Origin of the sequence: Synechococcus sp. LA31 (assembly GCF_018502385.1) — a bacterium.
Taxonomy (GTDB): Bacteria; Cyanobacteriota; Cyanobacteriia; order PCC-6307; family Cyanobiaceae; genus Vulcanococcus.
In genome coordinates, this window is sequence record NZ_CP075523.1 from 2,347,583 (window position 1) to 2,361,774 (window position 14,192).

Here is a 14,192-nt window from a genome sequence, read left to right on the forward strand (position 1 = left end):
TTCAGGCTTTTCTTGCTTCGCCATGGCTGCCGCCGCCCCTCGCACCGGTGCTGAGATCCGCGCGGCCTTCCTGGATTTCTATGAGCAGCGCGGCCACAAGCCCATGGCCAGCGCTTCGCTGGTGCCGGAAGACCCCACGGTGTTGCTCACCATCGCCGGCATGCTCCCGTTCAAGCCGGTGTTTCTGGGGCAGCAGCAACGGCCGGCGCCACGCGCCACCAGTTCCCAGAAGTGCATCCGCACCAACGACATCGAAAACGTGGGCCGCACCGCGCGCCATCACACGTTCTTCGAGATGCTCGGCAACTTCTCGTTTGGCGATTACTTCAAGGAGCAGGCGATTCAGTGGGCCTGGGAACTGAGCACTGGCGTGTTCGGTTTGTCGCCACAGAACCTCGTGGTGAGTGTGTTCCGCGAAGACGACGAGGCCGAGGCGATCTGGCGTGACGTGGTGGGGGTGAACCCCAAGCGGATCATCCGCATGGATGAGGCCGATAACTTCTGGGCTTCAGGCCCCACTGGCCCCTGTGGTCCCTGCTCCGAGATCTATTACGACTTCAAGCCCGAACTCGGCGACGACGGCATCGATCTGGAGGACGACTCGCGCTTCATCGAGTTCTACAACTTGGTGTTCATGCAGTTCAACCGCGACGCGGAGGGCACCCTCACGCCGCTGGAGAACCGCAACATCGACACCGGCATGGGCCTCGAGCGGATGGCGCAGATCCTGCAGGCCGTTCCCAACAACTATGAAACTGACCTGATCTATCCGCTGATCGAAACGGCGGAGCAGTTGGCAGGGGTGGCGTATCCCGCCCTCGATGAGAAGGGCAAAACCAGCCTGAAGGTGATTGGCGACCACTCCCGCGCCATCACCCAATTGATCTGCGATGGTGTCACCGCCAGCAACCTCGGCCGCGGCTACATCCTGCGCCGGTTGCTGCGCCGCGTGGTGCGCCACGGACGTCTCCTCGGTATCGAGAAGCCGTTCCTGACGGCGATGGGTGAAGCGTCGATCGCGCTGATGCAGAGCGCCTACCCGCAGCTGGTTGAGCGGCGCGAGGTGATCCTGGCCGAGCTGCAGCGCGAAGAGGCCCGCTTCCTGGAAACCCTGGAGCGCGGCGAAAAGCTCCTGGCCGATGTGCTGGCGGCTAAGCCCAAGCAGATCTCTGGTGAGCAAGCTTTTGAGCTCTACGACACCTATGGCTTCCCGCTGGAGCTCACCGAGGAGATCGCCGAGGAGCACGGCCTCAGGGTGGATCTCGCAGGCTTTGAAGCGGCGATGGAGGCTCAGCGGCAGCGGGCCAAGGCCGCGGCAGTGAGCATTGATCTCACCCTGCAGGAAGCCATCGATCAGGTGGCGGCTGCTCTGGATGCCACCGCCTTCAAGGGCTACGAGGAACTGGAGCATCCCAGCTGTGTGCTGGCCCTGGTGGTGAACGGTGAGCCCGCCGAGCGCGCCAGCGCAGGCGATGCCGTGCAGCTGGTGCTCGATGTCACCCCCTTCTACGGCGAGGGCGGCGGCCAGATCGGCGACCGCGGTGTGCTCTCAGGCGATGGTGTGATCGTGGCGATTGAGGGCGTCAGCCGCAATCGCAGCGTGTTTGTGCACGGCGGCCGGATCGAGCGCGGCAGCCTGGCAGTGGGTGATCTGCTCACGGCCCAGGTGGACCGCAGCTGCCGCCGCCGCGCCCAGGCGAATCACACCGCCACACATCTGCTGCAGGCTGCGCTGAAGCAGGTGGTGGATCCGGGTATCGGCCAGGCCGGTTCGCTGGTGGACTTTGATCGCCTGCGCTTCGACTTCCACTGTCCCCGCGCTGTGAGCGCCGCTGAGCTCGAGCAGATCGAAGCCCTGATCAACGGCTGGATCAGCGAGGCCCACAGCCTCGAGGTGCAGGAGATGGCGATCGAGAAGGCCAAGGCCGCCGGCGCTGTGGCGATGTTTGGTGAGAAATACGCCGATGTGGTGCGGGTGGTGGATGTGCCCGGTGTGTCGATGGAGCTCTGCGGCGGCACCCACGTGGCGAACACCGCCGAAATCGGCCTGTTCAAAATTGTGAGTGAGAGTGGCGTGGCGGCCGGGATCCGGCGCATTGAAGCCGTGGCAGGCCCCGCGGTGCTCGCTTACCTCAACGAGCGCGATGGGGTGGTGAAGCAGCTGGGCGAGCGCTTCAAGGCCCAGCCCGCCGAAATCGTGGATCGCGTGGTGCAGCTGACCGATGAGCTCAAGGCCAGTCAGAAGGCCCTGGCTGCAGCGCGTGAGGAGCTGGCCCTGGCGAAGTCGGCGGCGCTGGCTGGGCAGGCGGTGTCCGTGGGTGCGCACCAGCTGCTGGTGGCCCGCCTCGATGGCGTGGAGGGTGGCGGCCTGCAGAGCGCGGCCCAGGGACTGGTCGATCAACTGGGCGATGGCGCGGCCGTGGTGCTGGGCGGCCTGCCTGATCCCGCGGAGCTGGGCAAGGTGATCCTGGTGGCGGCCTTTGGCAAGGCGGTGATTGCGGCAGGCCCCAAGGCCGGAGCCTTCATCGGTGGCATCGCCAAGGCTTGCGGCGGCGGCGGCGGCGGTCGGCCCAACTTGGCTCAGGCTGGTGGCCGCGATGGCGCAGCCCTCGATGGTGCCCTCGATCAGGCCCGCGCTGAGCTCACGGCGGCGCTGGGCTGATGCCCCGCCCGCAGGGCCAGCCGGATCGCGAACCGCTCCCTGCGGGTGGCACTCGGTGATAGCCGGGGAATGCTGCAGCTAGTTCGTTCTCAGGAGCTGCATGCCATGGCCAGCAGCTTTTCCATCCATGCCCGCCAGCACTGGACCTTCCAGCTGGTGTTCCTGGGCAGTCGTCTCAGGCTCGAGGGTTGCCGTGCGGCCAACGGCCCGGGCGATGAGCCCCTGCACTGCTCCACCTGGCTGCAGCCGCAAGATGTCCCTTACGACGTAGCGCATGAGTTAATGGCGCATCCGAGCTGCTGCGTTTAACCCAGCTCCACCCGGTTGCGGCCGCCTGTCATCGCCGCAGGTCCTCCAAGTGATCCGCAGCAGCAGCGATCGAATGGCCCCGGCGGCGTAGGGCCGTGCAGGTTTGCTGCAGCAGGGCTGCATCGCCGCTGTGGGCGGCCTTGATTCCATCGAGCAGCAGGCCCACCAATTCGTTGCCCTGCAGGCAGCGCTGGCTGATCAGGTCGAGCAGTTCGATCGAGAGGTCGGCATCAAACAGCATCGCTTTGAGCAGCTGGTCGCTGTCCACGGCGATCAGCTGGGCGGGCGCATCGAGCACCTGCACATCGGCGGAATGCACGCCGTTGCCGAACAGCCCCATCTCCCCCAGCAGCTCTTCGGCTTCCACGATCGCCAGGGTGTGGGGGTGGCCATCGCTCTGTCGCACCTGGATGGCCACCGTGCCTTCGGTGAGGAGCAGCACCCGTTTGGCTGGGGCGCCCTGGCGCAGCAACAGTTCACCGGGTTCGGCGCGGAACTCCACCGGCACGATTTCGCTGTCGTGGGACGCCAGGAGCAGTTTCATCCGCTCCCGCACGATGCTGCGCTGTGTTTCGATCCCCCACATCGGCTGCCCTGCGGCGTGCGCTCATCCTGGTGGGGGTGTCCCCGCTTGGCCACTGGCATTGCCGTGGCGCTTCAACTGGGCTTGGGTGGTTCCGCTCCCCTGCACGGTCATGGCCGATTTCACCCCTGAGCAGCTCCAGGCCTGGCCGCTGTTCGCTTCCCTCAGCGCCGAGCAGTGCACGCAGCTGCTCGATCGCCACCTCCAGAGCAGCCATGGCCCGGAGCAAGTGTTTGTGATGGAGCAGGACTGGGGTGAGTCGCTGTTCCTGTTGCGGAGCGGCATGGCGAAGGTGCGCACCACCACCGCTGATGGCGACGAGGTGGTGATGTCGGTGTTGGGGGAAGGTGATGTGTTCGGGGAGATGGCGGCCCTCGATGGCGCAGCCCGCTCGGCCGACGTGGTGGCGCTCACGCCGGTGACCTTGGTGAAGCTGCGGGCCGCACCGTTTGCGGGCTTGCTACAGCAGGACGCCGGTTTTGCCCTGGCCCTGGCGCGGCTGGAGGCCTCACGGCTGCGGGATCTCAACCAGCGTTTCGCGATCCAGAGCGGAGATGCCACCACACGCTTGCTCGATGCATTGGCCTACCTGGCCCGGCGCAGCAGCAGCGCCAATGATCCCCAGGCGGTGATCCCGGCGCTGGCACAACGGGAGCTGGGTCTCCTGGCCGGCTTGGCGCGGGAGACGGCCTCGCGCACCCTGAGCAAATTGCGCAGTCGCGGCACGGTGGACGAGCTGGAGGGTGGTCTGCGGATCGCAGATCTGCAGCCGCTGATCAAGCGTGGGCTGCTGCCAGCGGATGCGGCTCACTCCTGCAGATAGGTGGTCTGGCGCAGGCTGGTTTCCAGGTGATCCATCAGCCGGCGGGCTTCGTTGATCTTCAGCTGGCCCCGTTGAATGGCCGCTTCGCTGGTCACCCGTAGGCGCTCCAAGAGCAGCTCCGGATCGTGCTCCATCGCCTCCAGCACCTGGGCATTGGTGTTGCCGCGCACCACATGGTCGAGCTGATAGCCGCCACCAGGCGCCAGGCGGATGTGCGCGGCATTGGTGCTGCCAAACAGGTTGTGCAGGTTGCCCATCACCTCCTGATAGGCCCCCCCCAGGAACAGTCCGATCAGGTAGGGCTCCCCGGGGTTCAGGGCATGCAGCTCCAGCAGCGGCTTGGCCTGCCCATCGCCGATGAAACGGGCGAGCTTGCCGTCGGAATCGCAGGTGAGGTCAGCGAAATGGCCCAATTGCGTTGGTTCCTCATCGAGCCGATGGATCGGCATCAGCGGGAAGAGCTGCTCGATCGCCCAGGTGTCCGGGGCGGAGCGGAACACCGAGAGATTGGCGTAATACGTGCCGGCCATGGCGGCCCGCAGCTGGCGTAGATCGTCGGGGATGGCGCCGCCGCGGGGCAGCCGCGCCACGATCGCTTCAGCGCAGGCCCAGGTGAGCTGCTCGGCCATGGCCCGCTGCGGCAGCGAGATGTAGCCCAGGCGGAAGGCGGCGAGTGCGTCGTCTTTGAATTTGATCGCATCGTTCCAGGCCTCCTGCAGCCGCGACAGCACGCCGTCGTCCTCAGCGGCCGTTGCTGTGATGCCCTTCAACGTCTCCCGCAGGTTGCGAACCGTGAGGGGCTCGCTCTCCTCCTCGGCAGGTACAGCTCCAGGCATCGCCGCACAGCCCAGCACGTTGAACACCAACACCGAGAAGTGGCTGGCGATGGCGCGGCCGCTTTCGCTCACCAGGGTGGGCACGGCGACGCCGTGGGGTTCGCAGCACTCGCGCACCGTGGCGACCACGTCGTTGGCATAGTTCTGCAGTGAGTAGTTGGTGGAGGCCGCCGTGGCGGTGCGGCTGCCGTCGTAGTCGATCCCTAAGCCGCCGCCCACATCGAGGAAGCCCATCGGGGCCCCCTGCTTGGTGAGCTCCACGTAGATCTGGCCGGCTTCCTGCAGCGCGTCCTTGAGCACGGCGATGTCGTTGATCTGGCTGCCCACGTGGAAGTGGAGCAGGCGCAGATCCGCCAGTAGATCCGCCTCGCGCAGCGCCTCCACGGTGGCGAGTAAATCCGGGATCGAGAGGCCGAATTTGGCCTTGTCGCCCACGGAGCTGCCCCAGCGGCCGGTGCTGCGGCTGGAGAGCTTGGCGCGTACGCCGATGAAGGGGGCGGCTCCGAGGGTGCGGCTGGCGCTGATGATCCGCTCCACCTCATCGGCCTGCTCGATCACCACCACCGGCTGGCGGCCGAGGCGGCGGGCCAGGATCGCGGTTTCGATGTAGCGCTGGTCTTTGTAGCCGTTGCAGATCAACAGCGCCTCGGGGTCGTCGATCAGCGAAAGGGCGATCAGGAGCTCAGCCTTGCTGCCGGCTTCCAGACCGAAATGCCAACGGCGCCCGCAGCTCACCAGCTCCTCCACCACGTGGCGCTGCTGGTTGCACTTCACCGGGAACACGCCCTGGTAGCGGCCGGCGTAGCCGTATTGAGCGATGGCGCGCTCGAAGGCGGCGTGCAGGCGCTCAAGCCGGTCTTCGAGGATGTCGTCGAAGCGGATCAGCAGCGGCAGGCCCAGGTTGCGCCCCTCCAGCCCCTGCACGAGCTCCATCAGATCCAGGCTGCCGCCGCGCTCGCCCTGGGGCTGCACGCTGATGTGGCCGCGGGCGTTCACGGTGAAGTAGGGCTCGCCCCAGCGGCTGAGGCCGTAGAGCTCGGCGCTATCGGCAGGCGTCCAGGTGGTCAAGGGCCGGGCGGTGATCACGGCACCACTGTGCTTGCCAAGCGGCAGCCCCGCCGCGGACGATGGGCCGGATCTGACGCTTTTCTTCCATGGCTGAACGCACTTTTATTGCCATCAAGCCCGATGGCGTGCAGCGTGGCCTGGTGGGAGAAATCCTCGGTCGCTTTGAGCGCAAGGGCTTCAAGCTGGTGGGCCTCAAGCAGCTCACCCCCAGCCGTGAACTGGCTGAGAGCCACTACGGCGTGCACCGCGAGCGCCCCTTCTTTGCCGGCCTGGTGGACTTCATCACCTCCGGCCCCGTGGTGGCGATGGTGTGGGAAGGCGACGGCGTGATCGCCAGTGCCCGCAAGCTGATCGGCGCCACCAAGCCCCTCGAGGCTGAGCCCGGCACCATCCGCGGTGATCTGGCCGTGAACATCGGCCGCAACGTGATCCACGGCTCCGATGCTCCCGAAACGGCTCAGTTCGAAATCGGCCTCTGGTTCCAGCCCTCCGAGCTGAGCGACTGGACTCCTTCCGACCAAACCTGGCGCGTGGAGGGCTGATCCTTCGGATCGCCTCCGGGCAGTGCTGGCCGGCTCAGGCCTGGGCCAGTGCTGCCCAAATCCCTTTGCACAGCAGATGCAGCCCCTGATCGGCGCCCATGCTGTAGCGCCGCTGGCATTTGCCCAGATCGATCAGCGTGTGCAGACCCCACTCCGCCAGGCCCAGCAGCGGTTGGCCGGTGATCAAGCCCACCAGCAGCCCATGGATGGCGCCATGGCCGGTGAGCCACCAGCGCCACGACACCGCGCCTGAGCAGCCCGGGCATTTTCCCTGGGCCATGCGGTCGTTCTGCAGACCGAAATCTCCCAGGAAATGGCCCATGCAGAGCAGGGCCAGCAGATTGATGAAGGGGAGCGGCTCCATCGCGCAGGCCGATGCGGCTGAGCAGGGGTGCCGCCATGCTGATCGCGATCCCGCTGCCGGCTTTGCAGCTGAGGTGAACCGTTGCGCACCAGTTGGCCGCGGTGGACCTAGCCGTTGAAGCGATCCCAGCGGAAGTCCTCGAGCAGGGCTTGCTGTTCAGGGGTGCAGCCGCCTGGTTGGAGGCAGGCCCCCACGAGCTCCGCCGTGATCGCCGCCAGCAGCACGCCATTGCGGTGATGCCCGGTGGCCAGCCACAGCCCCTCCACGCCACTACGCCCCAGCAACGGCCCCTCATCGGGGGTGCAGGGGCGGAACCCCCACCAGCGCTCCATCGGCGGCCATTGGCTGGCCTCGGGCAGCAGCGCTTCGATCCCGGCCTGGAGCTGCCGCTGGCCAAACGGGGTGAGCCCCTCCGTGAAGCCCGCCTCGCGTTCACTGGTGGCACCCACCACCAGCAGTCCGTCCTCCCGGGGCACCAGGTAGGTGCCGGGACCAAAGATCACGCGTTGCAGCGCCTCGCGCGGCCCTTGCAACGACAGCATTTGTCCCTTCACCGGGAACACGGGCAGCTGCGGCAGCAATTGACCGCTCCAAGCGCCACTGCAGAGCACGGCGGTGGTGGCCTCCAAGATCTGCTCCGTAGCGGCGGCATCGCGGACCCGCACGCCCCTCAGGCGATCGCCCTCCTGCAGGAGCTCCAGCACCTCCACACCCTCCTGGAAGCGCACCCCCAGTTCCACACAAGCCCGCTCGAGGGCGCGCATCAGCTGGCGGCGGTTGTCGATCTGTCCGTCCTGGCGGAACAGCAATCCCGCCTGCCAGCCGGGCCCGATCCCCGGTAGCTCCCGTTCAAGCCCTTCACGATCGAGAGCTTCCCCCCAGGCGGCTGTGGGATAAACATCGCGTTCGGCGGCTGTGGCGAACGGCACCACGATTCCGCAGGGGCGAAGGCCGCAGCTGAGGCCGCTATCGGCTTCGATCTGGGCCACCCAGGCGGGCACCCGCTCGAGGCTCCGCTGGCCAAGCTGCAATAGGGAGCCGCTGAGACCTTCAGCGTGGGGCGCCAGCATGCCCGCCGCCACGAAGCCGGCCGCTTCGCTGCGGCGCCGGCTCAGCACTTCAACCGCCCGGCCGCGGCGCGCCAATTGGTGAGCTACCGCAAGACCCATCAGGCCCCCGCCCAGGATCAGCACCGGTGACTCGGTGGAGGCCGCCATGGCTCGCGGGCAGTTGCAGAGAGCTCTTCAGTGTTTCAGCCCAGCGCTGCCCGTGGCCACCAGGGCCTTCCATAGGATCGGCCAACGCTTGGAGATGAACGATGGCAGCTGAGGCCGCCTGGGAAGCCGTGATCGGCCTGGAGACCCACGTGCAGCTGGGGACCAACAGCAAGATCTTCACCAGTGCCTCCACGGCCTTTGGCGACGATCCCAACACGCACATCGATCCTGTGGTGTGCGGGTTGCCGGGCACGTTGCCGGTGCTCAATCAGAAGGTGCTCGAGTATGCGGTGAAGGCGGCCATGGCGCTCAACCTCAACATCGCGGAGCACAGCAAGTTCGACCGCAAGCAATATTTCTATCCCGATCTGCCGAAGAACTACCAGATCTCCCAATACGACGAACCGATCGCTGAAGACGGCTGGATCGAAGTGGAGGTGGCTGAAAAAGGGAAAGACACCTATCTCAAGCGTATTGGGATCGAGCGTCTGCACATGGAAGAGGACGCCGGCAAGTTGGTGCATGCCGGTAGCGATCGCCTAGCGGGTTCCACCCATTCGCTGGTGGATTACAACCGCGCCGGCGTGGCTCTCGCTGAGATCGTGAGTAAGCCGGACCTACGCACTGGCCGCGAGGCTGCTGAATACGCCTCCGAGATCCGTCGGATCATGCGTTATTTGGGGGTGAGCGACGGCAACATGCAGGAGGGATCCCTGCGTTGCGACGTGAACATCTCCGTGCGCCGTGGGCCCGATGCGCCCTTTGGCACGAAGGTGGAGATCAAGAACATGAACTCCTTCTCGGCCATTCAGAAAGCGTGTGAACACGAAATCCAGCGCCAGATCAAGGCCTATGAGGCCGGTGAGCCTGTGGTGCAGGAAACGCGCCTCTGGGATGAGGGCAAGCAGCTCACCAAGAGCATGCGTAGCAAGGAAGGTGCCAGTGACTACCGCTATTTCCCCGATCCCGATCTCGGCCCGATCGAGGTGAGTGTGGAGCGGCGTGAAGGCTGGCGCGCTGACTTGCCTGAGCTGCCGGCTGCCAAGCGCCACCGCTACGCCGAAACGCTTGGACTATCGCAATACGACGCCCGAGTGCTGACGGATGAGCGCCCCATGGCTGAATACTTTGAGGCCGCCGTGGCCGCCGTGGCCGCCGGCGCCGATGCCAAGGGCCTGGCCAATTGGATCACCGGCGACATCGCCGCCTTCGTGAATGCCAACCGCCTCTCCTACGCCACGCTGCCGTTCCGCCCGGAGCAGTTGGCCGAGATGGTGCAGCTGATCGATGGCGGCAAGATCAGCGGCAAGATCGCCAAGGAGATCCTGCCCGAGCTGCTGGAGAAGGGTGGTTCGCCGGCCGCGATCGTGGAGGCCAAGGGCCTGGGCATGATCAGCGACCCGGCCGCGATCACCGCGATCGTGGAGGAGTTGCTGGCGGCCCACCCGGAAGAGGTGGAGGCGTTCCGCGGCGGCAAAACCAAGCTGCAGGGCTTCTTCGTGGGGCAGCTGATGAAGAAAACCGGCGGCAAGGCCGATCCGAAGCTGGCGAACCAGATCCTCAATCAGAAGCTGAAGGGCTGAGTTTCAGCAGCTAAGCAAACCCCTCAGGACAAAAAACCTCAGGCTTGTGGCCTGAGGTATCGCCAGTCGTGGGGTAGATCAGAAGGGCAGTCGACCGCCCAGGTTGCCAGGAAGGGTGACTTTGCGGGAGGGCTTGGTTTCCGCAGTGGTTTTGTCAGCATTGTTCCCGCGCTTCTGATCGTGGTAGCGATGCACCTCCGTGCGGTTGCTGCCATTGATGGCATTGCCGATCACACCGCCAATGGCGCCACCGAGCACACTGCCAAAGAAGGATTCACCAGCTGAAGGCGCAGGAGTCACAGACGCCTGCTCAGGAACAGCCTGCACATATGACACCTGAGCGCCAACACCGTTTTGCACGCAGGCCAGGTTTTCGTTGCTCAGATCCAGGCAGGGCTGTACCGGCAGCGGCAACGGCAAGAGCAGCGAAACCGGTGATGGCCTTTTGAGCGAAGAAAGCAGGCATGACGGTTAGGGGGTGAGGAGTGGAGGGAGAGGCGTGCTTCCCTCTCGATGACCACAACCTCGCCGAAATCAGAGGATCTCTTGATGACTGGGCTCAAGGCCTGCTGTGATGTTCATCACAGGTCGTCGAACGGTTTGTTGAGCAGTTGCATCAGCTGTTGATTCAGGCCTTCTCTGTCTCCCCTGTTGTTAATGACGTGATCCGCCAGCGACCGTTTGCGCTCCAATGGCCACTGGGCCTCGATACGGGTCTGGGCCTCCTCTGCGCTGAGCCCATCGCGTTCCATCAGGCGCTGCAGCTGCTGTTCTGCTTCACAGTCCACCAGCCACACCTCGCTGCACAGTTGTTCGAGGCCTACCTCGAACAGCAGTGGAATCACCAGCACCACGCCCGGAGCTGACTTGAGCGCTGCAAGCTCCGCATCGAACCGCTCGCGCACCAGCGGATGCACCAAGTTCTCCAGCCATTGCCGTTCCAACGGATCACGAAACACGATTCGCCCCAGCTCAGCGCGATCGATCACGGCTGCAGCTGGCGCGCTCCCCGCCGCTTGAGTCACCTCGCCGTAGCGATCGATCACTGCCTTAGCGCCGGCGCTGCCCGGCGCAAGCGTTTCCCGTGCAAACACATCCGCATCCAGCACGGGTAGTCCTTGCCCCGCCAGCCAACGGGCCACCGTGCTCTTGCCGCTGGCAATCCCGCCGGTCAGGCCAATGAGGCGTTGCGGGCCACGCCAGCGGGGTGAGACAGGCATGTGTAGGCCGGTTGCCGGGCGATCACCGCTCAGAATCGCAGCAGTCCTGTAAGAAGCGCCGGCCGTGACGCAGCCCTGGCACCCCATCTCTGGCGGCATCACGGCCCCGCAAGGATTTCTCGCTGCCGGCATCACCGCTGGTCTCAAGCCCTCCGGCAAGCCTGATCTCTCGCTGTTGCTCGCTCCCGAGGGGGCTGTTTGTGCCGGCACCTTCACCACCTCCCTGGTGCGCGCCGCCTGCGTGGATCTCTGCGCTGAACGGCTGCATGCCAGTGGCGGCAGAGCCCGGGCCGTGCTCACCAATTCCGGCCAGGCCAATGCCTGCACAGGCGATCGCGGCTTGATTGATAGCCAGCGCGCTACTCAGGCCATGGCCGAGCGCTTGGGGCTCTCGGCAGACGAGGTGCTGATCTGCTCCACCGGCGTGATCGGCGTGCCGATCCCAATGAACACACTGCTGGCAGGCCTCGATCCACTGCTTGAAGCCCTCAGCCCAAGCGGTGGTGCTGCGGCCGCCAGTGCCATCCTCACAACCGATCTCACCGACAAGCAAATCGCCCTGGAGGCGGAGCTCGGTGGCCGCACCGTGCGGATTGGCGGCATGGCGAAGGGCTCGGGAATGATCCACCCGAACATGGCCACCATGCTCGGCTACCTCAGCTGCGATGCCGGAGTGCCAGCGGAGGTTTGGCAGGCGATGGTGCAGCGGGCGGTGGATCGCTCGTTTAATGCGATCACGGTGGACGGCGACACCAGCACCAACGACACGTACCTGGCGTTTGCAGCCGGTGAGCCCCTGAACTCCGAGCACTTCGATGCACTGGAGGCCGGCCTGACGGCGGTGTCGCAACACTTGGCCAAAGCCATCGCCCGTGATGGTGAGGGAGCCACCTGCCTCGTGGAAGTGCAGGTGGAGGGTGCGGGCGATGATGCCGCCGCTCGCGCCATCGCCCGCACCATCTGCGGTTCTTCGTTGGTGAAGTGCGCCGTGCATGGCCGGGACCCCAACTGGGGCCGCATCGTGGCGGCCGCGGGCCGCGCTGGTGTGGCTATGGATCCCGATGCAGTGGCCCTGTGGCTGGGGGATCATCAGCTGATGGCGGCCGGTCAGCCGCTCGAGTTTGATCGCCCAGCGGCATCGGCTTACATGCGTGATCGTGCCGCTGGTGCTTATCTCGAGGACGACACGGTGCTGATTCAGATCCAGGTGGGTTCGGGCTCCGGGGTTGGCTCTGCCTGGGGATGCGACCTCTCTGATCAATATGTCCGTATCAACGCCGATTACACGACGTAGGACAAAAATCGTTCTGCTGCAAAGGTTCTGATGGGCACCTGGTCAACGTATGACGCAATGCTTACCTCGAAGTTGGCCGTAAACCCAAGTGGATCGATGGCAAGCGGTTCTGGGATCGCTGAGACGATTGCCATCCAGTTAATCGTCCACAGCCTCCAATAAATCCTCGATTCCGCAATCCAGCACCGTAACAATCTTGGATGCCAAATCTAGTGATAGTGCTGACGCTGCTTTCTCATCGGTTCGCGCCAGTCTGGTCACGGTGGTTGCCGCCACTCCCGCCTGAACTGCTAACGCGTTCATGGTGATGGGTTTCTCGCCTGCTTCAGCGCGGCGCAGGTTTGCCTTGGCGATTGCCTTGGCGAGGGTCAGTCGAACTTGCTTTGCCATCAAGAGCTCCATACTCCCAGCACCCAGAGATCATATGTTGGCGCCAGGAGCATGATGCTTAGCGCTTGGCGCTACGACAGCCTGAGTGCTAACTCCAACGTGAAGAACCCTGCGACGGCGGCGAGCGCCAGCAAGGAAGGCAAGGCGAGCAAGAGATGCGCCCAAAGATCCCATCCTTTCTAAAGCAAATCTGAAGGCGGAACCCGTCACCACACGAGCCAGAACAACTCGGGTCATTTCGCAATGTCTGGCAGCGCCAGAAGCTGGTAATGCTGCGTCATGTGCTCTTTCTATTGCGTTGAGAGCAGGAGGCCTGTAGAGGACTGCCCTTTCAACCCTTCCTCGAGCCCCGCAGGGACTCGGCCCATGCCTTCGGATCTCTCCACGCTTCACCTGGCGTCAGTGATTCAGGCAAACCACCAGAGCGCCAACCAAGCCACCACCCTCTCTGTGGCCTACGCGCGTAGCCCCACGAAAAAAGGGGGTAAGATGTTGCAACTTGTAAAGCGGTTGTGTTCGCCAGTCTCTTCGGATTTCTCTTTGCAATGTTGTCCTTCGTCCAGGTGCCCCAGTGGGACAACGATTGGACCAAATGCTCTGTCTCAGTCCCAGACACCGCTTGCCATTGGTATGTCGTGAATCCCGATAACACCTTTGGTAAAGGCTTTAGTTGGATCACTGCTCCTGAATACGACGTGAAGACCCTTCGTGACATCGGCATGCAGCATGAAGTCACAGTGGCACAGGGTTATCAGACCACCGTTGAGATGATGGATGCCGACTCAACTGTTAAATATGGGGACGACTACTGAACGTTCGGACAACCTGAAGGTTTACCTCGGTATCAGCGGCGGAAGATTCGCTTGAGGTGGACAATTGGATTATTCTGATCGTGACCTCGTACGGTCCAGAATTCTGTGTCACCGCTGGTTAGTAGCGCACGAAAGTCGTCGGCATCAATCAAGATGCCTGTCTCAATTGCAAGATTCACCATCTCCTCTGGCGTGTTGGCGGCATAGAAATCATGCTCAACGTCAGGATCGCCTTCCACCTGATGGCAGAGGTGATCCAGCGCATCCAGTAGTGGTTGCGAGTAGCAGTCCACGCTTCTTCAGCGGGTGCTCATAAGCTTACGAAAGCACCGGCAGCAGCAGCACATAACTTTACAGTGAGAATGTTAAGCGCTATGTCCGTCGCGTCGAAATCTATAAAGGATCCAGTGAATACACAAGCTTGCAATCTATGAAATTCATGCGCCCAGTATCCTCGGTGCCCTCACCTTCGCCTTGTGTCTCACTGCT

Annotated in this window: 15 protein-coding genes; 7 read left to right on the top strand and 8 right to left on the bottom strand. The window is 64.1% G+C overall.

Annotation, left to right across the window (positions count from 1 at the left end; genetic code table 11):
- Positions 1-22: 22 nt before the first annotated feature.
- Positions 23-2,662, top strand: coding sequence for an alanine--tRNA ligase (gene alaS, locus KJJ24_RS12720; RefSeq protein WP_250544785.1), 2,640 nt, complete (start codon positions 23-25; stop codon positions 2,660-2,662).
- A 105-nt stretch (positions 2,663-2,767) separates the two neighbouring features.
- Positions 2,768-2,971, top strand: a complete 204-nt coding sequence (locus tag KJJ24_RS12725; protein ID WP_214339263.1) for a hypothetical protein — start codon at positions 2,768-2,770, stop codon at positions 2,969-2,971.
- 28 nt (positions 2,972-2,999) lie between these two features.
- On the opposite strand, the gene KJJ24_RS12730 is transcribed toward KJJ24_RS12725, so the two are convergent.
- Positions 3,000-3,557 (bottom strand): cyclic nucleotide-binding domain-containing protein, encoded by a 558-nt coding sequence (locus KJJ24_RS12730; RefSeq protein WP_214339264.1) that lies wholly within the window; start codon positions 3,555-3,557, stop codon positions 3,000-3,002.
- Between the two features lie 109 nt (positions 3,558-3,666).
- On the opposite strand from KJJ24_RS12730, the gene KJJ24_RS12735 reads away from it, so the two are divergent.
- On the top strand, positions 3,667-4,377 hold the full coding sequence (locus KJJ24_RS12735; RefSeq protein WP_214339265.1) for a Crp/Fnr family transcriptional regulator: 711 nt from the start codon (positions 3,667-3,669) through the stop codon (positions 4,375-4,377).
- Here the strand turns inward: KJJ24_RS12735 and speA are convergent.
- Positions 4,362-6,299: a biosynthetic arginine decarboxylase gene (gene speA, locus KJJ24_RS12740; RefSeq protein ID WP_214339266.1), complete on the bottom strand. Its 1,938-nt coding sequence runs from the start codon at positions 6,297-6,299 to the stop codon at positions 4,362-4,364. The genes KJJ24_RS12735 and speA overlap by 16 nt on opposite strands.
- A 68-nt stretch (positions 6,300-6,367) precedes the next feature.
- Between speA and ndk the strand changes: the two genes are divergently transcribed.
- Entirely contained in the window at positions 6,368-6,823 is a 456-nt protein-coding gene (gene ndk / locus KJJ24_RS12745; RefSeq protein ID WP_214339268.1) for a nucleoside-diphosphate kinase, read from the top strand.
- A 34-nt stretch (positions 6,824-6,857) separates the two neighbouring features.
- Here ndk and KJJ24_RS12750 read toward each other — a convergent pair whose 3' ends face one another.
- Positions 6,858-7,187: a DUF3307 domain-containing protein gene (locus KJJ24_RS12750; protein WP_214339270.1), complete on the bottom strand. Its 330-nt coding sequence runs from the start codon at positions 7,185-7,187 to the stop codon at positions 6,858-6,860.
- A 107-nt stretch (positions 7,188-7,294) separates the two neighbouring features.
- Positions 7,295-8,404, bottom strand: a complete 1,110-nt coding sequence (gene thiO, locus KJJ24_RS12755; protein WP_214339272.1) for a glycine oxidase ThiO — start codon at positions 8,402-8,404, stop codon at positions 7,295-7,297.
- 101 nt (positions 8,405-8,505) lie between these two features.
- Between thiO and gatB the strand changes: the two genes are divergently transcribed.
- Positions 8,506-9,987, top strand: a complete 1,482-nt coding sequence (gene gatB / locus KJJ24_RS12760) for an Asp-tRNA(Asn)/Glu-tRNA(Gln) amidotransferase subunit GatB (protein WP_214339274.1) — start codon at positions 8,506-8,508, stop codon at positions 9,985-9,987.
- Between the two features lie 78 nt (positions 9,988-10,065).
- Here the strand turns inward: gatB and KJJ24_RS12765 are convergent, their stop codons facing one another.
- Both KJJ24_RS12765 and coaE read right to left on the bottom strand, forming a co-directional pair.
- The gene (locus KJJ24_RS12765) at positions 10,066-10,401 is read right to left on the bottom strand and encodes a hypothetical protein (RefSeq protein ID WP_214339276.1); all 336 of its coding nucleotides are present in this window, start codon (positions 10,399-10,401) and stop codon (positions 10,066-10,068) included.
- Positions 10,402-10,568: 167 nt separating this feature from the next.
- Positions 10,569-11,207 (bottom strand): dephospho-CoA kinase, encoded by a 639-nt coding sequence (gene coaE, locus KJJ24_RS12770; protein ID WP_214339278.1) that lies wholly within the window; start codon positions 11,205-11,207, stop codon positions 10,569-10,571.
- 64 nt (positions 11,208-11,271) lie between these two features.
- Between coaE and argJ the strand changes: the two genes are divergently transcribed.
- Positions 11,272-12,501: a bifunctional glutamate N-acetyltransferase/amino-acid acetyltransferase ArgJ gene (gene argJ / locus KJJ24_RS12775; RefSeq protein ID WP_214339280.1), complete on the top strand. Its 1,230-nt coding sequence runs from the start codon at positions 11,272-11,274 to the stop codon at positions 12,499-12,501.
- A gap of 138 nt (positions 12,502-12,639) precedes the next feature.
- On the opposite strand, the gene KJJ24_RS12780 is transcribed toward argJ, so the two are convergent.
- Positions 12,640-12,891 (bottom strand): helix-turn-helix transcriptional regulator, encoded by a 252-nt coding sequence (locus tag KJJ24_RS12780; protein WP_214339282.1) that lies wholly within the window; start codon positions 12,889-12,891, stop codon positions 12,640-12,642.
- 512 nt (positions 12,892-13,403) lie between these two features.
- Between KJJ24_RS12780 and KJJ24_RS12785 the strand changes: the two genes are divergently transcribed.
- Positions 13,404-13,703 (top strand): hypothetical protein, encoded by a 300-nt coding sequence (locus KJJ24_RS12785; protein ID WP_214339284.1) that lies wholly within the window; start codon positions 13,404-13,406, stop codon positions 13,701-13,703.
- A gap of 32 nt (positions 13,704-13,735) precedes the next feature.
- On the opposite strand, the gene KJJ24_RS12790 is transcribed toward KJJ24_RS12785, so the two are convergent.
- Positions 13,736-13,996, bottom strand: a complete 261-nt coding sequence (locus KJJ24_RS12790) for a hypothetical protein (RefSeq protein ID WP_250544786.1) — start codon at positions 13,994-13,996, stop codon at positions 13,736-13,738.
- Positions 13,997-14,192 lie beyond the last annotated feature (196 nt).

Bases quoted from the DNA above. Each gene is read 5' to 3' on its own strand.
- KJJ24_RS12730 (WP_214339264.1), bottom strand. From the start codon at position 3,557: ATGTGGGGGATCGAAACACAGCGCAGCATCGTGCGGGAGCGGATGAAA.
- KJJ24_RS12750 (WP_214339270.1), bottom strand. From the start codon at position 7,187: ATGGAGCCGCTCCCCTTCATCAATCTGCTGGCCCTGCTCTGCATGGGC.
- ndk (WP_214339268.1), top strand. From the start codon at position 6,368: ATGGCTGAACGCACTTTTATTGCCATCAAGCCCGATGGCGTGCAGCGT.
- KJJ24_RS12780 (WP_214339282.1), bottom strand. From the start codon at position 12,891: ATGGCAAAGCAAGTTCGACTGACCCTCGCCAAGGCAATCGCCAAGGCA.
- coaE (WP_214339278.1), bottom strand. From the start codon at position 11,207: ATGCCTGTCTCACCCCGCTGGCGTGGCCCGCAACGCCTCATTGGCCTG.
- alaS (WP_250544785.1), top strand. From the start codon at position 23: ATGGCTGCCGCCGCCCCTCGCACCGGTGCTGAGATCCGCGCGGCCTTC.
- gatB (WP_214339274.1), top strand. From the start codon at position 8,506: ATGGCAGCTGAGGCCGCCTGGGAAGCCGTGATCGGCCTGGAGACCCAC.
- KJJ24_RS12725 (WP_214339263.1), top strand. From the start codon at position 2,768: ATGGCCAGCAGCTTTTCCATCCATGCCCGCCAGCACTGGACCTTCCAG.
- KJJ24_RS12735 (WP_214339265.1), top strand. From the start codon at position 3,667: ATGGCCGATTTCACCCCTGAGCAGCTCCAGGCCTGGCCGCTGTTCGCT.
- thiO (WP_214339272.1), bottom strand. From the start codon at position 8,404: ATGGCGGCCTCCACCGAGTCACCGGTGCTGATCCTGGGCGGGGGCCTG.